Raw genomic sequence first — 20,836 nt, forward strand, 5'->3', positions numbered from 1 at the left:
GGACCAGCCTGTGCCGCAAGACAAATACCCGCGACACAAATTCGCTTGTTCGCTGCTTCTCATGAAATGCCGTCCGGGCTATGGTCGCGGCCGCAGGGCTGATGAGAGCCGCAATGTGAAATTGGAGAAGAAGAATGATCTGGCTCATTGTCGGACTGGTCGTGTTTTTGGGTGTTCATTCGGTCCGCATCGTTGCACCGGAGTTCCGCCAGTCGCAAATCGATCGGCGGGGTCTGAATGCCTGGAAAGCCATCTACGCGGTTGTCTCGATCCTGGGTTTCATCATCCTTGTATGGGGCTATGGCATCGCAAGGCAGGATCCGGTGGTGTTCTGGGTCGCGCCGGCCTGGATGAGCCACGTCGTCGCGCTTCTGATGCTGCCGGTCATGATTTTCCTTGTCGCGTCGCAAGTCCCGGACGGACGGATCAAGGCCGCCGTCAAGCATCCGATGCTGCTCGCCGTCAAGATCTGGGCGGTGGCGCATCTTCTGGTCAATGGCGATCTGGCGTCGGTGCTGTTGTTTGGAGGATTTCTCGCATGGGCCGTCGTCGACCGGATTTCGGAGAAGAAACGGCTGCGTGCGGGCCTGACCAGCAATCCCGTGGCCGGACCGGTGAAATGGGATATCATCTCCGTGGTCGGCGGCCTTGTGGCCTATGTGCTTTTCGTCGCGGTGCTGCACAAACTGCTGATCGGGGTGCCGCCGATCATCGGAATGTGACCTGACAGGACGGGTGGCGTGAAGCTTTCGGTGGCCTACCCCCTTACACAGGCCATAAAATCGGCTAGAAGGCCCCACATAACGCCGCACGCGGCAAGATTTTGAGAGGACCGGTTCCCACCGGTGACGCGATGACCGACGACAATTCAACATTCATCCGCGAGGTCAATGAGGATCTGCGTTCGGATTACATGAAAGCGCTGTGGAAGCGGTTCCGTTTCGTCGTGCTTGCCGTTGCGATCGGCATCGTCGCCGTGACGGCAGGCCTGCGTGGCTGGCAGTACTGGAAAGAGACCACGGCGGCCAGGTCCGGCGATGTTTTCCTGGCGGCGCTTGAGAAGGCCCGCAGCGGCGACACCGCCGCGGCTCTTGCAGAGTTCCAGGCGCTCGAGCAGACCGGCTATGGTTCCTATCCGGTGCTGGCGCAGATGCGCGCGGCAACGGTGCTCGCAGACAATGGCGACACCGCTGCGGCGATTGCGGCATTTTCAGCCATCGGCAAGAACGTCTCGCAGCCGGTAGCCATCAGAGATGCGGCGCGTTTGCGCGCAGCCTACCTTCTGATCGACAACGGCAGCTATTCGGACGTTTCGGCCGAGGTTGAGGTGCTTGCGGTTCCCGGAAACCCGGCCCGGCACTCTGCCCGTGAAGCGCTCGGCATCTCCGCCTACAAGGCCGGTGACATGAGCCAGGCCGCGCAGTGGTTTGGCGACATTGCCGCAGACAGTGAGACACCCAGGGGTGTGAGTAGCCGTGCGGCCCTCATGCTGGACATGATCGCCGCCCGGGGCGGCACGTCCTGACCGCGCGACCACCCCGGACCGAGACGATGCCTTCGGGCAAGGATCCATCATGACCATTACCCTTGCCATTGTCGGACGTCCCAATGTCGGCAAGTCGACATTGTTCAACCGGCTTGCCGGCCGCAAGCTGGCGCTTGTCGACGACACGCCCGGTGTGACCCGCGACCGCCGTCCAGGCGATGCCCGTCTGGTCGATCTCAGGTTCCGCATGATCGACACCGCCGGTCTCGAAGTCGCGGGGCCCGATACGCTGGAAGGCCGCATGCGCGCCCAGAGCGAGGCGGCCATGGACGAGGCCGACGGCGCACTGTTCCTGATCGACGCCAAGGCCGGGCTTACCCCGGCCGACGAATTGCTGGCCGATATCTTGAGAAAGCGCGGCAAACCGGTTGTTCTGGTTGCCAACAAGGCCGAATCCAAGGGCTCTGAATCGGGCATGTATGATGCCTTCCGGCTGGGCCTGGGCGAACCCTGTCCTATTTCGGCCGAGCATGGCGGCGGTATGCTTGACCTGCGCGATGCGATTGTCGAGGCCTTTGGCGAGGAACGCTGTTTCCCCCCCAAGCACGATCCGCTGGCTGAAGCCGTCACCGATGTCGACATCCCCATGCCCCTGGGCGCCGACGATGAGGACGAAGGTCCGGAGTATGACGAGACCAAACCGCTCCGGGTTGCCATTGTCGGACGTCCCAATGCCGGCAAGTCGACCCTGATCAACCGGTTTTTGGGCGAGGAACGGCTTTTGACCGGCCCCGAGGCCGGCATTACCCGCGATTCCATCGCCGTTGATTTCGAGTGGCAGGGCCGCAAGATCAAGCTGTTCGATACCGCCGGTCTGCGCCGCAAGGCCCGCGTTCAGGAAAAGCTCGAGAAACTCTCCGTCGCCGACGCGCTGCGCGCCATCCGTTTTGCCGAAGTGGTGGTGATCGTGTTCGATTCCACCATTCCCTTCGAAAAGCAGGATCTGCAGATCGCCGATCTGGTGGTCCGCGAGGGCAGGGCGCCCGTGATCGCCTTCAACAAGTGGGACCTGATCGACAACCGCCAGGAAAAGCTCGCCGAATTGCGGGAGATGACCGACCGGCTGCTGCCGCAGATCCGCGGCATTCGTGCCGTCACCGTGGCCGGGCAGACCGGCGACGGTCTTGACCGGCTGATGGAAAACATCGCCTTCGTCCACAAGGTCTGGAACAAGCGCATCTCGACCGCCAAGCTCAACCGCTGGCTCGATCACACCCAGGGGCACCATCCGCCGCCGGCTGTGTCGGGACGGCGGCTCAAGCTCAAATACATGACCCAGATAAAATCGCGCCCGCCGGGCTTCATGATTTCCTGCACCAGGCCCGAGGCCGTGCCCGAATCCTACACCCGGTATCTGGTCAACTCGCTCCGCGCCGATTTCGACATGCCGGGAATTCCGCTGAGGGTGGTCTATCGCAGCGGCGACAATCCCTACGCGCCCAAGGACGGCAAGCCCAAGCGGGCTTCGGTGATGCCGAAGAAATCTACAAGGCGCACCGTATCGGGCAAACTGGCGCCCAAGAAGCGCAGTGGATAGCTGTTTGCGTCGGCGTAGACCGGTGCCTGAACAAGCCTGCACTGACCGGTTTTCAGGACCGCTGTAGGTCTCGCTCTTTTTCAGGGTCGCTCATTAACGCTCCATCAAGGTTAATGCTCCATTCTCGGGAACAGTTTCGTGTAAGTGTATCCTGTGTTCCGGAGTTGTGGTTTTGCGTCAGAAGCGTCGTTCGTCCGGCACCGGCCATTCGTGGTTTGCCAGCCTGTCCGCGCCCATGGTTTTTGGCCTTGCGGCATTCCTGTCAACACCGACGGTCACCTCTCATGCCGACATGGCGACCATGCTCGCCGGCAGTGATGGCGGGGATGCCCGCTGGAAGACATTCCTGACTGCTTCGCCGGCCGGGTCGATCCAGGCCGCTGAGCTGGAGTTTGCCGATCCCATCCTGACCTCCTCGATCGCTTCGGGCGCCGGCGTGACCCTACCCAATGGTGACAAGATTGCCTTCCAGGGCAAGATCGGTGCACCCGATCCGCGCCCGGATGCCGAGCGGGTCACCCGCCATCTCAAGCAGGGGCGTGTCATCGCTGTTGCACCCGTCCAGCCACCCAAGGATTTCTCCGCCGGCACCGTGCTGGAACGCCAGTCGAGCCTGTTGCGTCCGGCTGCCGATCTCGAAAGCGCCATGGCGTTCCTGAAGCCTTCGATCAAGGGCAAGGAAATCGAGATCGCCAAGGCCTTTTACGCCTCCGGCAAGCGCGAGAGCGAACCCCAGGTCCCTGCGATTCTGGCAAGCCTGGTGACCAACGACAACCCCGACATTCTGGCCACCGCCTATGCGCCCCCGGCGCCCGATTATGCGAAGCAGTCGCCGTTCAGCTCTGTGCTGCGCGAAGTGCCGCAGCGTGGCCGCTTCATCCCGCCGGTCACCAAGGATGATCACGACTGGGCCGCGACCGCCCTTCCGGCAAAGACCTTCTCTGAGGCCGAACAGCGCTGCCTGGCGGCGGGCATCTACTTCGAAGCGCGCGGTGAGAGCGTCAAGGGGCAGGCTGCTGTCGCCCAGGTGATTCTCAACCGCGTGCGCAATCCCACCTATCCGAACACCGTCTGTGGCGTCGTCTACCAGAATGACAATTGGCGCAACCGGTGCCAGTTCTCCTTCGCCTGCGATGGTATCAAGGACCGGGTGCGTTCGCCCAAGCACTGGGACGTGGCCGAGGAAATCGCGCTGGCGACGACCGCCGGCAAGATCTGGCTTAAGGAAGTCGGGTCCTCCACCCATTATCACGCCACCTATGTGCGCCCGCCCTGGGCAAAGAGAATGCGCAAGGTCGGCAAGATTGGCCTGCATATCTTCTATGTCACCTACGGCGGCGGCTGGTCCTGATCTCTTGGCGATCGACAGGTGATGCCAGACCGGCTCGCCGTCGGCAATTTCAGCCGCCCGGTGCGCCGCCGTCTGCGTGAGTCTGACGCAGATGGCCAAGTTTTTCTGATACTTCTGTAGCGGGTCCCGGCGACGTCGATCCAAGTAATTGAATTATTTGAAATAATCGGCGCCCTACGATGGGCTTTCCGCGCCTTGACTATGGTCAGCCCTAAAACTATGTTGCGCCCGACTTCGATACGGACTTTTTCCGGTCGTCGCTGGCGGGTCAGGGGAGCGCATCCATGGATGAAAAGCGCGGATCTGGCGCCCCGGGTTCACCCGGGAACAGCGGAGATGCGGACGGAGCCGGTTCGGAAAGCCTGGACGCCCGTCGAAAGCGCCTGGACACCGAACTTTCTGCCCGCCGCAAGGTGGCGCCTGAAGGTGGGTCCAGCAGGGAAGCTTCGAAGGGCTACGCGCTTGCGGTCAAGCTGTCGAGCGAGTTCATCGCCGGCGTGATCGTGGGAGTGCTGCTGGGTTACCTGTTTGATCGGTTTCTGGGCACATCGCCCTGGGGATTGATCGTGTTTCTGCTGCTTGGCTTTTGTGCCGGCGTGCTAAACGTGCTGCGCTCCACCGGGGCGGTCGCCCAGCCGAAACCGGCAACGGGCAGCCAGACGGGCCCGCGCGGCGAAGACGACGGAAAATAATGTCCGGCATGGCCGGGTAGCGAAAAAGAGGTTCTAGGTGGCAAACGATCCGATTAGTCAGTTTCAGATCAAGAATATCGTGCCGATCGAGATCGGCGGGCTGGACCTGTCGTTCACCAACTCTTCCCTGTTCATGGTGGCAACGGTTGCCGTTGCCGCGGGCTTCCTGTTTCTGACCACCGCCAATCGTGGGCTGGTGCCCTCGCGTTTGCAGTCGATATCGGAAATGTCCTATGAATTCGTGGCGTCTATGCTGCGGGATGGCGCCGGGTCGCAGGGCATGCGCTTCTTCCCGATGGTGTTTTCGCTGTTCATGTTCGTTCTCGTGGCGAACCTTCTGGGCATGTTCCCCTACTTCTTCACCGTCACCAGTCATCTGATCGTCACCTTTGCGCTGGCCATGCTCGTCATCGGCACCGTGGTTGTGTACGGTTTCTGGAAGCACGGTCTGCATTTCCTCCAGCTCTTCGTGCCCTCGGGCGTTCCCGGCGTGCTGATGCCGCTTGTGGTCATGATCGAGGTGATCTCGTTCCTGTCGCGTCCGATCAGCCTGTCCGTACGTCTTTTCGCCAACATGCTGGCGGGTCACATCACGCTGAAAGTGTTCGCCGGCTTCGTCGTGTCGCTCGGCAGCCTGGGCGCGCTTGGCATCGGTACGGCAATTCTGCCGCTTATCATGACCGTGGCGCTGACCGGTCTCGAATTCCTCGTTGCCTTCCTTCAGGCCTACGTCTTTGCGGTGCTGACATGCATGTACCTCAACGACGCCCTGCATCCCGGCCACTAGGATCCACTCACCGGCGGTCCGCCGCCAGCAAGTTCGCATCCATCCCATTCCAAAGGAGTTTTATCATGGAAGCAGAAGCAGCAAAGTACATCGGTGCCGGCATCGCTTGCCTCGGCATGGGCGGCGCAGGCATTGGCCTGGGCAACATCTTCGGCAGCTACCTTTCGGGCGCTCTGCGCAACCCGTCGGCAGCTGACGGCCAGTTCGGCCGTCTGATCTTCGGCTTTGCCGTGACCGAAGCTCTGGGCATCTTCTCGCTGCTCGTCGCTCTCCTTCTCCTCTTCGCCGTCTAATCGACGTCAAGAGAGTCAGGCTTGCCACGCCGGATGTCCGGCGTGGCATTTCATCTGGAGGTGACCATGTTTGTTGTGACCCCGGCCTATGCCGAGTCCAACCCCACCGAAGGGACCCATTCGGAAACCGGCGCACACGGTGGCGATGCCGCAGGTGGCGGTGTCTTCCCGCCCTTTGACTCATCGACCTTCGCATCGCAGCTGTTGTGGCTGGCGATCACCTTCGGCTTGTTCTATCTGCTCATGTCCAAGGTCATCGTCCCGCGCATCGGCGGTATCTTGGAGCACCGGCGTGACCGGATTGCCCAGGATCTCGATGAAGCCAATCGCCTCAAGGAAGAGGCCGACAACGCCATTGCTGCCTACGAGCAGGAATTGGCGGATGCACGCAAAAAGGCTTCGGCAATCGCCGAGACCGCGCGTGAAAAGGCCAAGGCCGCGGCGGAAGCCGAACGGGTTTCGACAGAGGCTGAACTCAACACCAAGATGGCCGATGCCGAAAAAAGCATCGCAGCCATCAAGACCAAGGCTTTGGCTGACGTTGACACCATTGCCGAAGACGCGGCGACCGATCTGGTCAAGCATCTTCTTGGCGGCGCCGTGACCAAGACCGAAGTTGCTGCGGCAATCCGGTCGGCGTCGGGCAAGTAAGCAGGGAAGACGATCATGGACGCTACATTCTGGGCATTAGTCGGTCTCCTCATTTTTATCGGTATCATTGCCTATGCAAAGGTACCGGGGATGATCAGCGGCGCGCTGGACAAGCGCGCCGACCAGATCCGAAATGAACTCGAGGAAGCCAAGAAACTGCGCGAAGAAGCTCAGCAGCTGCTCGCCGAGTATCAGCGCAAGCGCAAGGAAGCCGAATCCGAAGCCGAGAGCATTCTCAGCGCCGCCGAGCGGGAAGCCTCCGCTTTGCGTGAGGACGCCAAGGCCAAGACCGAGGAATATGTCAGCCGCCGCACCGCGATGGCCGAGCAGAAGATCCGGCAGGCCGAAGCCGATGCGATCAACGAGGTTCGCGCCTCCGCGGTCGACCTGGCGATTGTTGCAGCCGAAAAGCTGATCGCCTCCAAGGTTGACAGCAAGGCCTCGGGTGAGCTGTTCAAGGCTTCGCTCGGAGAACTCAAGGCACGTCTCAACTGAGACCCTGCTTCAGAGTATGAAATCAAGGGCCGGGAGCATCTCCCGGCCTTTTTCGTTGGCGGCAATAAAGTAAACCTGCGGGCTTGAACTGCCGCCTGAGTCCGGTTTCTTGAATCCGCAGAAAATTGTGGCCCCGAGCGTCAGGCCTTGCGCATCGGGCGGAATGTCATCCGGTGCAGCGGGCAGGGGCCGTGCTCGGCGATCGCCTGGAGATGGCGCTTTGCCCCGTAGCCCATATGCGTTTCAAATCCATACTGGGGATAGACCACCACGGCGCGGGTCATCATGCGATCGCGTGTCACCTTGGCGATGATCGAGGCCGCGGCAATGGAAAGCGAGCGTGCATCGCCCTTGACCAGCGCTCTCGCCGCGCAGCCGAGCCCGGGTGGAATGTCCCGGCCGTCAATAAGCGCATAGTGCGGTTTGACCGGCAGCGCACACAGCGCCCGCCGCATCGCTGTCAGGCTCGCAACCCTGATGTCCGTGGCTTCTATTTCGCGCGCCGAGGCACTTGCGACAGCCACCAGCGATGTAGCCAGAATGGTGTCGAACAGGAAATCACGTCGTGCCTTGCTCAGCGCCTTGGAATCGTCGAGGCCTTCGGGGATGCAATCAGGATCGAGAATGACTGCCGCGGCCACCACCGGCCCCGCGAGCGGGCCGCGTCCGGCTTCATCGACACCGGCGACAACGGGTAAACCGTTCTGCATGGCATGCTGCTCGAAGCGATAATCGGGTATCGCGGGATAGTCTGGAAACAGCGAATCGGGCGGGGTGCGAGCCATATTGCGGCGAAGCTCGCACACCCGCCCGATCCTCTGCAAGGCCCGGCGGCTGGGGACGGGATGCCGCACGAGCGCCGGACCGCGATATGGGGCGGGTCACGGTCCGGATTTCCGGCTGCGCCAAAGGCATGATCTGCCGGTGGCGCAGCGATACTTGCCAAGACACCCACTACTTGAGGTGCTTGAAGCCGTGGTTGCTTCCGCCCTACAGCAGGCTCAGCTGCACGCCCTCTCCATGAGGCGGCACGAAGTGATCGGTCCGCAACGGCGTTTTTCTCGCATTGAGCCCAAGCCGTTTGGCGGTCAGGTCGAAGCGGCGGGCGATCTGCCAGGCATAGGGTCCGGTCCCGCGCATCCGCTTGCCGAACTCGGCGTCATAATCCTTGCCGCCGCGCATCGAGCGAACCAGCGACATCACATGCCGGTAGCGATCGGGGTAGTGCCTGAGCAGCCAGTCCCTGAACAAGGGACTCACCTCGATCGGCAGACGCAGCATGACGTAACCCGCAGCATCCGCGCCTGCAGCCTTCACCGAATCGAGTATCCGCTCGATCTCGTGATCATTGAGACCGGGAATGACCGGCGCCACCATCACCGAAACCGGGATGCCGGCATCCGAAAGGGCCCTGATGGCTTCAAGTCGCCGTTCCGGTGTGGCTGCCCGGGGTTCCATGGTGCGCGCCAGCTTGCGATCGAGCGTGGTGACCGAGAGCGCCACCCGGGCCAGTCCCTTCGAGGCCATGCGTGACAACACGTCAATATCGCGCATCACCAGCGCCGACTTGGTGACGATGCCGACCGGGTGCCCGGCTGCCTCCAGCACCTCGAGCAATTGCCGCATGATGCGCCATTTCTTTTCGACAGGCTGGTAGGGGTCGGTATTGGTGCCGATGGCGATCGGCTGGACCTTGTAGCCCGGGCGGGACAACTCGCGTTCAAGCAGCCGCGGCGCATCAGGCTTGGCAAACAGCCGGGCCTCGAAATCCACACCCGCCGACAGCCCCATATAGGCATGGGTCGGTCGGGCGAAGCAGTAGACACAGCCGTGTTCGCAGCCGCGATAGGGATTGATCGAGCGGTCGAATGACAGGTCGGGTGACTGGTTGCGGGTAATGATAGTGCGCGGTTTCTCGATCTGTACCTCGGTCTTGAACGGGGCCAACTCCTCGATGCTGCTCCAGCCGTCGTCAAAGACTTCCCGTGTATTGATCTCGAAGCGGCCTGACATGTTCAGCCCGGCGCCGCGGCCACGCACGCGGTCGTCGGCGACCCGAATGCCACTCGCAGCCATCAGCGCATCGGCCTCGGCCGATCCCAGGCCGGGTGCAAGGGCAGTCTGTTTCAGTGTTGCAAGGTTCGGCATGAAACCTCCATCAGCGCCGGGTTCGAGTTGGTCATCGGCCGCTGTTCATGATTATATTCCTAACGCATGGAAGAGAACGAAGCAAGAACAAAAAGGAGAAACACCTACGAATGTCCGGGAAAACCCGGGAGAGCCTCATCTGGCATATCCACCGCGCATGCAGTAAAAGGCGTCATGATCAGTGTTTTGATTGAATGCAAAGACCAGGAACAAGCACTTGCCGTGACTCTTGCGTCTCTGGTTCAAGGCGCGGTTGAGGGCATTGTCGCCGAGGTCGTGATTCTTGATCGCGGCTCCCGGGACGGCACAGCCTTGCTGGCCGATGCCGCAGGCTGCCGGTTTCTGGAAGATCCGGATCTGCGTGATGTCGTGCGATCCGCGCGCGGGGACTGGCTGTTGCTGATCGAGCCCGGCGCCAGGCCGCTTCTTGGTTGGGTCGATCATCTTGGCCAGCACATGGTTGCGGGCACCATGTCCGCCCGGATGCGGCCGTCGCGGGAATACCGGCTGCCGTTCTTTCAGCGGTTCCGCCGCCGCGTTTCGGCGCTCGAGCACGGCGTGCTGATCCCGAAGCGGCAGGCGATCGCCAATGCGAAATCAGGCCATTCGCTGGAAAGCCTTGGGCGCGGGCTGGCGATGACCCGTCTGAAATGCGAGATCGTTCCAGCCTCTGTCCTCGCCCTGCGCTGACCGGCGATATGGACTTATCAGGTCGCCGTGAGCGTCTTTGTGGCGGCGATGAACCAGTCCGGCTGGTCTTGCTTCAGTTTCTGCGCAGCCGCCAGTGCTTCCGCGGCATCGGCAAAGAGCCCGAAACAGCTCGCTCCCGAGCCTGACATGCGCGCCATCCGCGCACCTGCGGTCTCGAGCGCCGAAAGGCATTGGGAAATTTCCGGCACCATCCGTTGCGCTGCCGGCTGGAGGTCGTTTCTCGCCTGCCGCAACCAGGCGATGAAATGTTCCCTGTCGCCAAGCCCTTGCGGCTTCGGCAGCGGCGGGTTCTCCCGGCATTCAAGCGCGTGGAACACCTTGGGTGTCGACACACCGACACGCGGATTGACGATCACCATGTCGAGCGGGAAGCCAAGCTCAACCGGCGTCAGTGCTTCACCGATGCCGCGGGCAATCAGCGGACGTCCGTCAAGGCACATGGGGACATCCGCACCCAGATCGAGCGCGATCCGCGAAAGGGTCTCAGCGCCGGGATGATAGTCCCAGTGCTGGCAGAGAAGCTTCAGGGCCGCGGCCGCATCGGCCGAGCCGCCTCCAATTCCGGAGGCGACCGGAAGCCGCTTGTCGAGACAGATTTGGACAGGAGAGAGGTCCCGCGCCGATCGCATCGCGTCAGCCCGCAACATGTCGCGGGCCCGTACAACCAGGTTGTTGCCGGCATCCTCGCCTGCAAGCACCTGTGACTCCTGGCCTTCGAGCCTGAAAACGTCGTCGCCGGAGGTTTCGACCGAAACCCGGTCGCCCAGTTCGGTAAACACCACAAGGCTTTCGATCAGATGGAAGCCGTCGGCGCGCCGTCCCGTGACATGAAGCGCCAGGTTGATCTTCGCCGGCGCGTCAATGCCGGTCATTGATCCTCTGGACCAAACCGTCTGCGCTGGCGGATTGATGGAATGACCTGTCGAGCAGGGCATGCTCGGAGCCTGGTGTGACGAGACGAAGACCGCTCTTCTTGTCGTCACCGGCGCCGCTTTCCGTTGCTGCCGGTGCCTTGCCCTTGTCCGCACCATTGGCTGTTGCCGGCACAACGCTTTCCGCCTCGGGCAAGCCTTCGCTCAGCTTCCGTTCGATTTCCGGCTTGAGGTCTTCCGGCGGATCATTACTGAGCGCCCGCTTCCACTGGAAGGTGGCTTCCAGTTCACGGCCCACCTGCCAGTAGGCGTCGCCGAGATGATCATTGATGGTCGGATCGGCGGGCCTGAGTTCAACTGCCCGCTCGAGTTCGCGGACCGCATCCTCATATTCGCCCAGCCGGTAATGCGCCCACCCCAGCGAATCGACGATGTAGCCGTCATTGGGCCTGAGATCGACCGCGGCACGAATCAGATCCATGCCCTCTTCGAGATTGATGTTCATGTCGATCCAGGAGTATCCCAGATAGTTCATCACCTGCGGCTGGTCGGGGAACAGCTCGAGCGCGCGCTTGAAAAACGCCTCCGCCTTCGGCCATTGCTTCAGCCGCTCGTTGGCAATGCCTGCCTGGAAGAACAGGTTCCAGTCGTTTCGTGTCGGCGCTGGTCCGATAACCGAGATGGCGGTCTCGTAGGTGAGCGCCATTTCGACATAGTCCTTGTCCTGCGACAGCACGCTGCCATAGGCGAGGTAACTGCGGATGTCCCTCGGATCCGACGCGATCAGCGCCTTGAGATGATCCTTGGCCTCGCCATTGCGGCCAAGATCGGCCAGAGCAAGCCCGAGCTGCAATTCCGACACCCGGCGCATCGGCGAATTCTCGGGCACGGCCTCGTAGATCTCGATGGCTTCCTCGGCGTTGCCAAGTCGTTCCGTCAGGCTGCCGAGGATCACCAGTGTTGCGGCGTCGTTGGGATCCAGCGTGCGTGCAAACTGGAGGTAAACCGCCACCGTTTCTTCCGCGCCCTCGCGGTTGAGCGCGCTGCCCAGCGTGAACAGCACCGCTGCCGATCCCTGTTGCGCGGTCATCACACCGGGATTGGGCTTGCCGTCTTCTTCGATGACCTGCCTGAGCGCGGCCAGGGGTGCGTAGCTCGGAGAAAAGTCCTCGCCAGCCGACAAGGCATCCAGTGCGGCGCGCCGGTTTCCCTCGCGCGCTTCCAGCCCCGCCAGCGCCATCACGGCGCGGATATAGGTGTCCGGCGCCGCGGACCCCGACTGGGGATCGGCAATCAGGTCGGTGAAATGCTTGCGGGCTTCGGCTTTCTTGCCCATGGCCTGCGCCATCGCACCGGCATGATAGCGGGTGAAAACCGGGTACCAGGGCGGCCCTTCGAGCGCCAGGATGTTGTTCAGCGCCGTTTCGCCCTTGCCATCGCCGAATTCCGCCCAGGCATTCATGAGCGTGTTGAGCAGGCGGTCGATCGGATTGCTTTCCTCGACGGAAAGCAGCTTGGCGGCCTTGCGGTACTCACGCTTGCTGGTCGCCTCCACCATCAGCGCCAGTCGTGAGATCTGCGCGACGGCGGGATCTTCCTTCAATTCGCGTGCCAGCACCACGCCTTCCGAAAACCGGCCGCCACTGAACAGGGCCACCATCAGGCGCTGTTTGACTTCGGTGTTGCCCGGATCGAACTCCAGCGCCTTGCTGTAGAATTCAATTGCCCGTTGGGTGTCGTTGTCGATATCGGCGGTGCGTCCGGCGAGATAGGCGCCCGCGAAGCCCATGAAATTCGGCTGGGCTGCCTGCTCCTGAGTGGTTGTTGCCTGAGCATTGCCGCTTGCGGGGCTGATCAGGGCGGTGCCCAACGAAAGGAACACACCCAGCGTTACGCTGGCCGCAAACCGGGCTTTCATATTTCGCCGCATCAAGTCTTGCCTCATGTTCGAACTGGCCATGCGCCGGCCACCTGCCGAAGCATATTTAACCCACACAATGGCTTTTTTGGCGCAGGGCGGCAAGGCTTCAGCATGCCGCAGCGATCGGGCGGGTTGCGCCGGTGATCAGCTTGCCCGGTTGACGCAAAATGCGATCACTTCCAGAAGGGCGGCCTTCTCGGGCGAATCGGGCAGCGGCGCCAGCGCGTCACGGGCAATCGAGGCATAGTGCTCGGCCCGCGCGGTGGTGTCCTTCAGGCTGCCATACTTGGTGATCAATCCCATCGCCTTCTCGAGCGCCTGATCGTCGCTCTTGCCGCCCTCGATGGCCTCGCGCCAGAAAGCCCGTTCCGATTCGGACCCGCGCCGGTAGGCGAGCACCACCGGCAGGGTGATCTTGCCTTCCCGGAAATCGTCGCCGACATTCTTGCCGAGATCACGCGCCGATCCACCATAGTCGAGCACATCGTCAATCAGCTGGAACGCCAGGCCGAGATTCATCCCGTAGGACCTCAGCGCATTGCGCTCTGCCTTGCTGACGCCGGCCACGATCGGACCGACTTCGCAAGCCGCGGAAAACAGTGCCGCTGTCTTGGCCCGGATCACCGAAAGATAGTCGTCTTCCGTGGTCTCCATGTTCTTGGCCACCGACAACTGCAGCACTTCACCTTCCGCGATCACCGAAGCCGCGGTGGACAGCACGTCCAGCGCATCCAGGGACCCAACCTCGACCATCATCTTGAAGGCCTGCCCGAGCAGGAAGTCACCGACCAGGACGCTGGCCTGGTTGCCCCAGATCATCCGTGCGGTGGAGCGCCCGCGTCTAAGATCACTCTCGTCCACCACATCGTCATGCAGCAGTGTCGCCGTGTGCATGAATTCCACCGCTGTGGCCAGCCTGATGTGGGATTCGCCCGCGTAGCCGAACATTGTGGCAGACGCCAGCGTCAGCATCGGCCTGAGCCGTTTGCCGCCCGACGAAATGAGATGGTTCGCCACTTCGGGAATCATCGCCACGTCGGAGCCCGCCTTGGACAGGATCAACTGGTTGACGCGCTCCATGTCTGCCTTGGTGTTTTCCACCAGCGGCTTGACCGACGCGTCTTTGTGTTTTCCATCGTCCAGTGAAATGACTACGCCCACGTGTACGGACTCCTGTTTGATCTTTGCTGGCACATTATTCAGCACGCCCTGCCACGGCAAGCTGCGATTTGACGCGGGTAAGGCTTGATAACTGATACATTCGCATCAAACTAAGGGCTTCAAGGAGAACTCATGCACGATCTTATCCGCACCAATGACCCGGTCCTCATATCCTTCGTGGAAAGCCTCATGCGTGACGCCGGAATCGGCTGCATGGTGGCTGACAGCGGCATGAGCATTCTGGAAGGGTCGGTGGGAGTGATCCCGCGCAGGATCCTTGTCGATCCGGCAATGGCCGCCCAGGCACGCCGTATCCTGATCGATGCCGGACTGGAAGAGGAACTCAGGCCCTGGAATGACCGTGACACGAGCGCCTGAAAACAGCAGACCGGACCCCGGGCGCGGTCGATCTGCGGCTGAACCTCCGGCGGCTTCGCAACCAGGCGCTCCATCGGGATACACTGTTGATGCGTTTCACAATGGCGCCTTCCATCTGGTCCAGCCCGTGGGAACAGGCCACCGGGTCGGCATGGATGCGATGCTGCTGGCTGCCACCGTGCCCGGCAGTGCTTCCGGCGTGCTCGCCGACCTTGGCGCCGGTGCAGGGGGCGCCGGTCTTGCGGCCATCAGCCGGCTGCCGCAGCTCAATGTGGTTCTCATCGAACGCTCGCCCATCATGGCGGATTGCGCCCGCCGCTCGCTGGCGCTTGACGAAAACGCCCGGCTTGCCCCCCGCGTCCGGGTGATCGAGGCGGACGTCACCCTTCAGGGCAGCCAGCGCCGTGCCGCGGGTCTTGCCGACCACGCCTTCGATTACGTCATCCTCAATCCGCCCTTCAATGCCGCGGCCGACCGCCAGGCACCCGACGCACTCAGGGCGCAGGCGCATGCCATGGACAGCGATGATTTGTTCGAGCGCTGGCTGCGTACGGCCGCAGCGATCCTCAAGCCCGGTGGTCAGGTGTCGATCATTGCCCGGCCGCACTCGACCGGCGAAATCCTTGCGGCATTGGGCAAGCGCTTTGGTGGCGCCGAAATCACCCCGGTGATCCCGCGTCCGGGCGATGACGCGATCCGCATTCTTCTCACCGCGATCAAGGGCAGCCGCGCGCGCCTGAGCATGCGCGACCGCATTCTCATTCACCAGGGGGCAGAACGGGCCTTTTCAGAACAGATGGATGATCTGGCAAATGGCCGGGCGGGCTGGCCGAGGCGAACGGCAATACAGCCTGCAAATTAGAGTAACCGGCGGTGCGCGCCATTGTACTGAAACAGAAAAGACATACATGGCTTGGAGCATCAGATGCCTTGGTTTGTCATGCCGCCGCCAGCCCGGCCGGCAACCGGGCCGACAACAGGAATGATCCGCCATGGTTTCTTTGAGCTCTTTCTACCCCGCCCGGTTCCGCAAGGATCTGACAGTCATTCCCGTTGTCAGGCTGCACGGCACGATCCAGGCCGGTGGAAACCAGTTTCGCCAGAACCTCAACATTGCAACCGCAGCACCGCTTCTCGCCAGGGCGTTTGCCGACAAGAAGGCACCGGCGGTGGCGATCATGGTCAATTCGCCGGGGGGCTCTCCGGTGCAGTCTCGGCTGATCTACAAGCGCATCCGTGATCTGGCTGCCGAGAAGAACAAGAAGGTGCTGATCTTCGTCGAGGACGTGGCCGCATCCGGCGGCTACATGATTGCCTGCGCGGGCGACGAGATCATTGCCGATCCTTCGTCGGTCGTTGGCTCTATCGGCGTCATTTCCGCGGGCTTCGGCTTTACCGGCCTGATCGACAAGATGGGCGTCGAACGCCGGGTCTACACCGCCGGTGAAAACAAGTCGGTGCTTGATCCGTTCCAGCCGGAAAACCCGGAAGACATCGCCCGTCTGAAGGACCTGCAGCTCGATATCCACAAGGTCTTCATCGATCTCGTCAAGGACAGCCGCGGCGCGCGGCTGAAAGACGATCCGGACCTGTTTACCGGTCGCTTCTGGACCGGCATTCGCGGCAAGGACCTCGGTCTGGTCGATGAACTTGGCGATCTCCGTTCGGCCTTGCGCGCCCGTTTCGGCGACAAGGTGAAGATGCGCCTGATCACCGCGCAACGCGGTCTGTTTGGACGCCGGGTGCCGGGCGTGAGCACGTCGCTGGCCATGGAGGCGCTTGCCGGAATTGGCGAAGCAGGGTTGAATGCGCTTGATGAACGGGCGCTGTGGGCGCGCTATGGCCTCTGATCCGGCGTGGGAGGATCAACTGGCTTTCGCCGTGACGGCCCGCGCAACAAGCGAGCGCAGGTGAGTGGCGGGAGTGCTCCCGCCTGGAGCATCCTGCGTTCAGGCGGAATCGCCTGACGCAGACAAGATGCTCCAGATTTAGGATGTTAGAGCGTCCTTTGCGCGTCCAAATGGACGCGCGGCGCTCTTGAGATGGGACGCCCGGTTCCGGGCTGAGGAAAGGACCGCTAGAATGCCGCAACTTCTTCTGCTCGTCGCCGTCGGCGCCGTAGCCTGGCTCGGCTACAAGCGCTTTCTGGCCGAGGCCGAACGCGTCAGCGCCAAGGTGAGGGACGCCGAAAAAGAATCGCGCACAGGTGCGCAGGGGACCCTGATCGAGGATCCCGAAACCGGCGAATACCGTCTGCGCAAGCCTGACGAGTAGAAGGGGGTGGCGGGCCGAAGCCCCGCGCGCTGCAGTCCCGCACTTGACCGTAAACATGAGAAGTGGCACCTGTCGCCGCACATTCAGGACCGTTGTGGAAACGGCCCGCGAACCAATGATGCGCCATCCGGATCCCAAGCCATGACCGAAGTTCTTCCCGATCACATGCAGCCCACCCGCTCGTTTCAGGGGCTCATCCTCGCCCTGCATCGCTACTGGGCCGATTACGGCTGCGTCGTGCTGCAGCCCTACGACATGGAAGTCGGCGCCGGCACCTTCCACCCGGCCACCACGCTGCGCGCGCTCGGGCCGAAGCCGTGGAACGCGGCCTATGTACAGCCATCGCGCCGCCCCAAGGATGGCCGCTATGGCGAAAACCCCAACCGGCTGCAGCACTATTACCAGTACCAGGTGATCCTCAAGCCCAACCCGTCCAACCTGCAGGAGCTCTATCTCGGCTCGCTCGCCGCCATCGGCGTCGATCCGCTGCTGCATGACATCCGCTTTGTCGAGGACGACTGGGAAAGCCCGACGCTGGGCGCCTGGGGGCTCGGCTGGGAATGCTGGTGCGACGGTATGGAAGTCAGCCAGTTCACCTATTTCCAGCAGGTCTGCGGCATCGAATGTGCCCCGGTGGCCGGTGAATTGACTTACGGGGTCGAGCGTCTGGCCATGTATGTCCAGGGCGTCGACAGTATCTATGATCTCAACTTCAATGGCCGCGAAGGCGCCGAGAAGGTGACCTATGGCGATGTCTTCCTGCAGTCCGAGCAGGAATACTCCCGTTACAATTTCGAGATCGCCGACACCGCGATGCTGCTCAAGCATTTCGAGGATGCCGAGAAGGAATGCGAAGCCATCCTCAAGGCTGGCGCCCCGCAGGAACCCGGTTCACTGCACAGATGCGTCCTGCCGGCTTATGATCAGTGCATCAAGGCAAGCCACGTCTTCAACCTGCTTGATGCGCGCGGCGTGATCTCGGTCACCGAGCGCCAGGGTTACATCCTCAGGGTGCGCAATCTCTCGCGCCAGTGCGGCGAGGCTTTCCTGCTCACCGATGCGGGCGGCTCGAATTACCGGCCGGCTGCGGAAGCGGCGGAATAAGGGGCACGCCGCTCAGGCAACCTTCAAAAGGGCCAGCGCCATTGCCTCGTCTGACCACGGCGGCTCGGGTGAGCCGTTGTCTGGTTGAATTTCCAGCGTGATGCACGTGCGGAGAGCCCTGCTGTCTGTTATCCTTCCGTGCGGGAGGATCACACAGGAGAAGCGAGATGACCGCATTCAGACTGCCTCTTTCCGGCAATGTATCGCAACTGATCAGCCCCTGGGCCGGATGGTTCGGCAACAGCCAGCTGGGCCTGATCAACATCAATCTCGGCCAGTCGAGCGCTCCCGAGGTGGAGCAGGAAATCCTCGAAGATGTCGGCAGCTACGGCCGGCAGTTGGGTCGCATCGGCGATGCTTTGGCAGTCTTGATCACCCACTTCCATCCTGAACGGCCGCTTGACCCAAAGGAAGAAAAAGCCATCCGCGCGCTGCGCGCGATGCTTGACCAGATCGGTGACATCAAGCAACGGCACGACCGGGTGGCAATTCGTCCCGGCACGGGCCGAGACCATTCCGAATAGGCCGCGCCAAGCCTGGTTCAGCCGGTTGAAGCGACCGTTACCGCAGCGGGTTTTTTGTTGCCGGGAGCGTTGGTGAACGAATGGCCTGAATAATAGGCCCGCTTGTCGTCATACATCGCCCGGTCTGCCCGCTTGACCATGTCTTCCATGGTTTCGCCATCCTGGCTGGAGGCGCAACCGATCGAAACGCTGATCGGCGCATTCGAATAGAACTGGTTGTTGATGTGCAATAGCTCGGTGATCGTCTCGACCATGGCATTGACCGCCTTCCTGTCGGCGCCCGGCATCAGGATGGCGAATTCGTCGCCGCCGATGCGCGCTGCATGGTTCGGGCGCGAGACCACGCTGTTCAGAACCTCGCCGAAACGGCGCAAAAGGGCGTCGCCGGCATCATGCCCAAGCTGGTCATTGGCCTCCTTGAGCCCGTTGAGGTCCATGATGATCGCCGAAACCGGCCTCAGCGGCTTGCGCTCGAGCCGGTTGAGCTCGTCCATGTAGAAGGCGCGGTTGTGCAGCTTGGTCAGCACATCGTGCTTGCCGAGATATTCGAGATAGGCTTCGGCCTTCTTGCGCGCGGTGATGTCGGTCAGCGCCACCTGCACCTGTGACCAGTCCTCTTCGTGGCCCGGCAGCACGGCGAAATGCAGGAGGATGTGCCGGATCGACCCGTCGAGCGCGTAGTTCACCACCTCGCGCTGATGAAACAGCTTGCCTTCCCACAGATCCATCAGCTGTTCCCGGAACGGCTTTTCCATCTCGTCGCGGAAAATCTCGACCTGACGCTGCAGCAATGTCTGCACATCGGACGCGCAGAACAGGTCGAGCGTTGCCTGGTTGACGTCGATGACCCGGATCTCGCTCATGCACTGGCGCACGAATTCGGGATGCACGTCCATGAACACTCGGAAGTCGACAATGCCGCGCTCACGCACGGTTTCGATCAGGTTCCTGATTTCGCTGAAATCCTCGACCCAGAGAGACACCGGCGAATACTCGAACAGCCCCTCGGCATGCCGGCGGCTTTGCGCCTCGTTGCGCCGTGCGTCTTCCCGCTCGGTCACGTCTTCCGTCGTCAGCAGGATCTGTCCGAGCGTTTCCTCGTGGCCTGGCAGCACCGATCCCTTGAGCTGGATGTCCATCCGCCTCCCCGAAAGCGAGTAATTGACCGCATTGCTCGAGAACTCGGTCTTGCCCTCCCACAATTCGGCCAGCTCGTTGACATGGCTTTCGAGCATGTCGTCGCGAAACACGACCGAGAGATTGCTGACCAGATGCTCAAGATCCGTGGCTTCGAACAGTTCGAGCGTCTTGCGGTTGACGTCCAGCACCCGGATCTTGCGCGAGCAGTCTGCGACACGCCTCACATCTTCTCTCAGGAAGGCGCGGATATCCTCCACACCTTCCGCACGCCACTGGTCGAACTGCCGTTTCACCCCGGAAAAATCCTCGATCCACATGGCAACCGGCGCGAGATCGAAAATGGCGGCGTCAAAGGTCTTCATGTCGCAACGGTTCCTGTATCGGCAAAGCCCGCCTGGTACTCAAAACGAAAACATCGGGGGAAGGCGGCTCGGAGAAGTATGGGACGGGAATGGTAAACCATTGCTTGACAACTGCCGGATGAAGCATGATTTCGCGGCTTCGCCGATGCCTCGACGCAACACGCTCTCGTTCAGATGCCACAACGGCCGGCAACGGGCCGGCATGGTCTGCTCCATGGATTTTTGCGGTGAGTATGCGTAAGGTCGCTCAGCCGCCCGGTCGGGCCTGTGCGCGGCAATGGACAACGGTTTTTGGTCGGGAGTGAACCTATGGGGACTTGGATTATTCTGGCGGTGCTGGCTGGCATCGTGATTTACGCGATTTCGCTTTACAACACGCTGGTCAAGAACCGCCAGATGGCCGGAGAGGGCTGGAGCGGAATTGACGTTCAGCTCAAGCGCCGCGCCGACCTGATTCCCAACCTGCTCGAATCGGTCAAGGGTTACATGACCCACGAACGCGAGCTCCTCGAAGAGGTCACCCGTCTGCGCAGCCAGGCCGTGGCCGGCGCGAGCGGTTCGCCCGAGCAGCGGGCCTCGCTCGAAGGTGCGCTCAGCGGCGCGCTCGGACGGCTTATGGCGGTGGCGGAAAACTACCCCGATCTCAAGGCCAACGAGAACTTCAAGGAATTCCAGGACGCGCTGGAGGAAACCGAAAACGAGATCTCGATGTCGCGCCGCTACTACAACGGTGCGGTCCGCAATCTCAACGTCTCGGTTGAGAGCTTCCCCTCGATGCTGGTCGCCAGGCAGTTCGGTTTCGTCAAGGCGGAATACTTCGAGATCGAGGACGAGGCCGACCGCGCCGTTCCGAAAGTCAAATTCTGACCGCCGCAGGGCTGGTCTGTCG

The 20,836-nt window shown here is 61.8% G+C and carries 23 protein-coding genes; 17 read left to right on the forward strand and 6 right to left on the reverse strand.

Annotated features, from left to right (window positions below):
* The first annotated feature begins 134 nt into the window (after nucleotides 1–134).
* From GTW23_RS15350 to GTW23_RS15390, 9 genes are all read left to right on the forward strand, one after another.
* The gene (locus tag GTW23_RS15350) at nucleotides 135–722 is read left to right on the forward strand and encodes an NnrU family protein (RefSeq protein WP_252916407.1); all 588 of its coding nucleotides are present in this window, start codon (nucleotides 135–137) and stop codon (nucleotides 720–722) included.
* 131 nt (nucleotides 723–853) lie between these two features.
* On the forward strand, nucleotides 854–1,525 hold the full coding sequence (locus GTW23_RS15355) for a tetratricopeptide repeat protein (protein ID WP_152009659.1): 672 nt from the start codon (nucleotides 854–856) through the stop codon (nucleotides 1,523–1,525).
* Between the two features lie 49 nt (nucleotides 1,526–1,574).
* Nucleotides 1,575–3,083: a ribosome biogenesis GTPase Der gene (gene der / locus GTW23_RS15360; protein WP_152009658.1), complete on the forward strand. Its 1,509-nt coding sequence runs from the start codon at nucleotides 1,575–1,577 to the stop codon at nucleotides 3,081–3,083.
* Nucleotides 3,084–3,255: 172 nt separating this feature from the next.
* Nucleotides 3,256–4,434 (forward strand): cell wall hydrolase, encoded by a 1,179-nt coding sequence (locus tag GTW23_RS15365; RefSeq protein WP_375589135.1) that lies wholly within the window; start codon nucleotides 3,256–3,258, stop codon nucleotides 4,432–4,434.
* Nucleotides 4,435–4,718: 284 nt separating this feature from the next.
* On the forward strand, nucleotides 4,719–5,126 hold the full coding sequence (locus GTW23_RS15370; protein WP_252916408.1) for an AtpZ/AtpI family protein: 408 nt from the start codon (nucleotides 4,719–4,721) through the stop codon (nucleotides 5,124–5,126).
* A 37-nt stretch (nucleotides 5,127–5,163) separates the two neighbouring features.
* Nucleotides 5,164–5,913 (forward strand): F0F1 ATP synthase subunit A, encoded by a 750-nt coding sequence (locus GTW23_RS15375; RefSeq protein ID WP_152009656.1) that lies wholly within the window; start codon nucleotides 5,164–5,166, stop codon nucleotides 5,911–5,913.
* Nucleotides 5,914–5,978: 65 nt separating this feature from the next.
* Nucleotides 5,979–6,206 carry a F0F1 ATP synthase subunit C gene (locus GTW23_RS15380; RefSeq protein WP_007196430.1) on the forward strand — a complete coding sequence of 76 codons (228 nt, stop codon included), beginning with the start codon at nucleotides 5,979–5,981 and terminating at the stop codon, nucleotides 6,204–6,206.
* Nucleotides 6,207–6,272: 66 nt separating this feature from the next.
* On the forward strand, nucleotides 6,273–6,857 hold the full coding sequence (locus tag GTW23_RS15385; protein WP_252916409.1) for a F0F1 ATP synthase subunit B: 585 nt from the start codon (nucleotides 6,273–6,275) through the stop codon (nucleotides 6,855–6,857).
* Between the two features lie 15 nt (nucleotides 6,858–6,872).
* Nucleotides 6,873–7,352: a F0F1 ATP synthase subunit B gene (locus GTW23_RS15390; protein ID WP_252916410.1), complete on the forward strand. Its 480-nt coding sequence runs from the start codon at nucleotides 6,873–6,875 to the stop codon at nucleotides 7,350–7,352.
* A gap of 140 nt (nucleotides 7,353–7,492) precedes the next feature.
* On the opposite strand, the gene GTW23_RS15395 is transcribed toward GTW23_RS15390, so the two are convergent.
* Both GTW23_RS15395 and GTW23_RS15400 read right to left on the reverse strand, forming a co-directional pair.
* Entirely contained in the window at nucleotides 7,493–8,137 is a 645-nt protein-coding gene (locus tag GTW23_RS15395; RefSeq protein ID WP_152011587.1) for a ribonuclease HII, read from the reverse strand.
* 205 nt (nucleotides 8,138–8,342) lie between these two features.
* Nucleotides 8,343–9,500: a PA0069 family radical SAM protein gene (locus GTW23_RS15400; protein WP_252916411.1), complete on the reverse strand. Its 1,158-nt coding sequence runs from the start codon at nucleotides 9,498–9,500 to the stop codon at nucleotides 8,343–8,345.
* 174 nt (nucleotides 9,501–9,674) lie between these two features.
* Here GTW23_RS15400 and GTW23_RS15405 point away from each other — a divergent pair, with 174 nt between their 5' ends.
* On the forward strand, nucleotides 9,675–10,190 hold the full coding sequence (locus GTW23_RS15405) for a glycosyltransferase family protein (RefSeq protein WP_152009652.1): 516 nt from the start codon (nucleotides 9,675–9,677) through the stop codon (nucleotides 10,188–10,190).
* Between the two features lie 17 nt (nucleotides 10,191–10,207).
* On the opposite strand, the gene GTW23_RS15410 is transcribed toward GTW23_RS15405, so the two are convergent.
* The 3 genes from GTW23_RS15410 to GTW23_RS15420 all read right to left on the reverse strand — a co-directional run bounded on the left by GTW23_RS15410 (nucleotide 10,208) and on the right by GTW23_RS15420 (nucleotide 14,165).
* Nucleotides 10,208–11,083, reverse strand: coding sequence for a 4-(cytidine 5'-diphospho)-2-C-methyl-D-erythritol kinase (locus GTW23_RS15410; RefSeq protein ID WP_252916412.1), 876 nt, complete (start codon nucleotides 11,081–11,083; stop codon nucleotides 10,208–10,210).
* Nucleotides 11,070–13,013, reverse strand: coding sequence for a tetratricopeptide repeat protein (locus tag GTW23_RS15415; RefSeq protein ID WP_152009650.1), 1,944 nt, complete (start codon nucleotides 13,011–13,013; stop codon nucleotides 11,070–11,072). Before GTW23_RS15415 ends, GTW23_RS15410 begins: the two co-directional genes overlap by 14 nt.
* 135 nt (nucleotides 13,014–13,148) lie before the next feature.
* Nucleotides 13,149–14,165, reverse strand: a complete 1,017-nt coding sequence (locus GTW23_RS15420) for a polyprenyl synthetase family protein (RefSeq protein WP_152009649.1) — start codon at nucleotides 14,163–14,165, stop codon at nucleotides 13,149–13,151.
* A gap of 132 nt (nucleotides 14,166–14,297) precedes the next feature.
* Between GTW23_RS15420 and GTW23_RS15425 the strand changes: the two genes are divergently transcribed.
* The 6 genes from GTW23_RS15425 to GTW23_RS15450 all read left to right on the forward strand — a co-directional run bounded on the left by GTW23_RS15425 (nucleotide 14,298) and on the right by GTW23_RS15450 (nucleotide 18,445).
* Nucleotides 14,298–14,543, forward strand: a complete 246-nt coding sequence (locus GTW23_RS15425) for a putative signal transducing protein (RefSeq protein ID WP_152009648.1) — start codon at nucleotides 14,298–14,300, stop codon at nucleotides 14,541–14,543.
* Nucleotides 14,521–15,405, forward strand: a complete 885-nt coding sequence (locus GTW23_RS15430) for a tRNA1(Val) (adenine(37)-N6)-methyltransferase (RefSeq protein WP_152009647.1) — start codon at nucleotides 14,521–14,523, stop codon at nucleotides 15,403–15,405. The genes GTW23_RS15425 and GTW23_RS15430 overlap by 23 nt, the downstream gene beginning before the upstream one ends.
* Before the next feature lie 130 nt (nucleotides 15,406–15,535).
* Nucleotides 15,536–16,393 (forward strand): S49 family peptidase, encoded by an 858-nt coding sequence (locus tag GTW23_RS15435; RefSeq protein WP_252916413.1) that lies wholly within the window; start codon nucleotides 15,536–15,538, stop codon nucleotides 16,391–16,393.
* A 232-nt stretch (nucleotides 16,394–16,625) separates the two neighbouring features.
* A complete protein-coding gene (locus GTW23_RS15440; protein ID WP_152009645.1) occupies nucleotides 16,626–16,817 on the forward strand; it encodes a hypothetical protein in 192 nt (63 codons plus the stop codon).
* Nucleotides 16,818–16,958: 141 nt separating this feature from the next.
* Nucleotides 16,959–17,921, forward strand: a complete 963-nt coding sequence (locus tag GTW23_RS15445) for a glycine--tRNA ligase subunit alpha (protein WP_152009644.1) — start codon at nucleotides 16,959–16,961, stop codon at nucleotides 17,919–17,921.
* Between the two features lie 167 nt (nucleotides 17,922–18,088).
* Nucleotides 18,089–18,445, forward strand: coding sequence for a hypothetical protein (locus GTW23_RS15450; protein WP_152009643.1), 357 nt, complete (start codon nucleotides 18,089–18,091; stop codon nucleotides 18,443–18,445).
* A 17-nt stretch (nucleotides 18,446–18,462) separates the two neighbouring features.
* Here GTW23_RS15450 and GTW23_RS15455 read toward each other — a convergent pair whose 3' ends face one another.
* Nucleotides 18,463–19,947, reverse strand: coding sequence for a sensor domain-containing diguanylate cyclase (locus tag GTW23_RS15455; protein ID WP_252916414.1), 1,485 nt, complete (start codon nucleotides 19,945–19,947; stop codon nucleotides 18,463–18,465).
* Nucleotides 19,948–20,256: 309 nt separating this feature from the next.
* On the opposite strand from GTW23_RS15455, the gene GTW23_RS15460 reads away from it, so the two are divergent.
* Complete coding sequence (locus tag GTW23_RS15460) at nucleotides 20,257–20,814, forward strand: LemA family protein (protein ID WP_252916415.1); 558 nt, start codon at nucleotides 20,257–20,259, stop codon at nucleotides 20,812–20,814.
* Nucleotides 20,815–20,836: the final 22 nt, after the last annotated feature.

It is taken from the genome of Parahoeflea alexandrii (assembly GCF_024105735.1).
In the GTDB taxonomy this organism is placed as follows: domain Bacteria; phylum Pseudomonadota; class Alphaproteobacteria; order Rhizobiales; family Rhizobiaceae; genus Hoeflea; species Hoeflea alexandrii.

Excerpts from the sequence above, each read along its gene's own strand:
- GTW23_RS15405 (WP_152009652.1), top strand. The coding sequence starts at position 9,675 with ATGATCAGTGTTTTGATTGAATGCAAAGACCAGGAACAAGCACTTGCC.
- GTW23_RS15410 (WP_252916412.1), bottom strand. The coding sequence starts at position 11,083 with ATGACCGGCATTGACGCGCCGGCGAAGATCAACCTGGCGCTTCATGTC.
- GTW23_RS15390 (WP_252916410.1), top strand. The coding sequence starts at position 6,873 with ATGGACGCTACATTCTGGGCATTAGTCGGTCTCCTCATTTTTATCGGT.
- GTW23_RS15435 (WP_252916413.1), top strand. The coding sequence starts at position 15,536 with ATGGTTTCTTTGAGCTCTTTCTACCCCGCCCGGTTCCGCAAGGATCTG.
- GTW23_RS15455 (WP_252916414.1), bottom strand. The coding sequence starts at position 19,947 with ATGAAGACCTTTGACGCCGCCATTTTCGATCTCGCGCCGGTTGCCATG.
- GTW23_RS15355 (WP_152009659.1), top strand. The coding sequence starts at position 854 with ATGACCGACGACAATTCAACATTCATCCGCGAGGTCAATGAGGATCTG.
- GTW23_RS15430 (WP_152009647.1), top strand. The coding sequence starts at position 14,521 with ATGACCGTGACACGAGCGCCTGAAAACAGCAGACCGGACCCCGGGCGC.
- GTW23_RS15370 (WP_252916408.1), top strand. The coding sequence starts at position 4,719 with ATGGATGAAAAGCGCGGATCTGGCGCCCCGGGTTCACCCGGGAACAGC.
- GTW23_RS15400 (WP_252916411.1), bottom strand. The coding sequence starts at position 9,500 with ATGCCGAACCTTGCAACACTGAAACAGACTGCCCTTGCACCCGGCCTG.
- GTW23_RS15440 (WP_152009645.1), top strand. The coding sequence starts at position 16,626 with ATGCCGCAACTTCTTCTGCTCGTCGCCGTCGGCGCCGTAGCCTGGCTC.
- GTW23_RS15425 (WP_152009648.1), top strand. The coding sequence starts at position 14,298 with ATGCACGATCTTATCCGCACCAATGACCCGGTCCTCATATCCTTCGTG.
- GTW23_RS15395 (WP_152011587.1), bottom strand. The coding sequence starts at position 8,137 with ATGGCTCGCACCCCGCCCGATTCGCTGTTTCCAGACTATCCCGCGATA.
- GTW23_RS15350 (WP_252916407.1), top strand. The coding sequence starts at position 135 with ATGATCTGGCTCATTGTCGGACTGGTCGTGTTTTTGGGTGTTCATTCG.
- GTW23_RS15445 (WP_152009644.1), top strand. The coding sequence starts at position 16,959 with ATGACCGAAGTTCTTCCCGATCACATGCAGCCCACCCGCTCGTTTCAG.
- GTW23_RS15415 (WP_152009650.1), bottom strand. The coding sequence starts at position 13,013 with ATGCGGCGAAATATGAAAGCCCGGTTTGCGGCCAGCGTAACGCTGGGT.
- der (WP_152009658.1), top strand. The coding sequence starts at position 1,575 with ATGACCATTACCCTTGCCATTGTCGGACGTCCCAATGTCGGCAAGTCG.
- GTW23_RS15385 (WP_252916409.1), top strand. The coding sequence starts at position 6,273 with ATGTTTGTTGTGACCCCGGCCTATGCCGAGTCCAACCCCACCGAAGGG.
- GTW23_RS15450 (WP_152009643.1), top strand. The coding sequence starts at position 18,089 with ATGACCGCATTCAGACTGCCTCTTTCCGGCAATGTATCGCAACTGATC.
- GTW23_RS15460 (WP_252916415.1), top strand. The coding sequence starts at position 20,257 with ATGGGGACTTGGATTATTCTGGCGGTGCTGGCTGGCATCGTGATTTAC.
- GTW23_RS15380 (WP_007196430.1), top strand. The coding sequence starts at position 5,979 with ATGGAAGCAGAAGCAGCAAAGTACATCGGTGCCGGCATCGCTTGCCTC.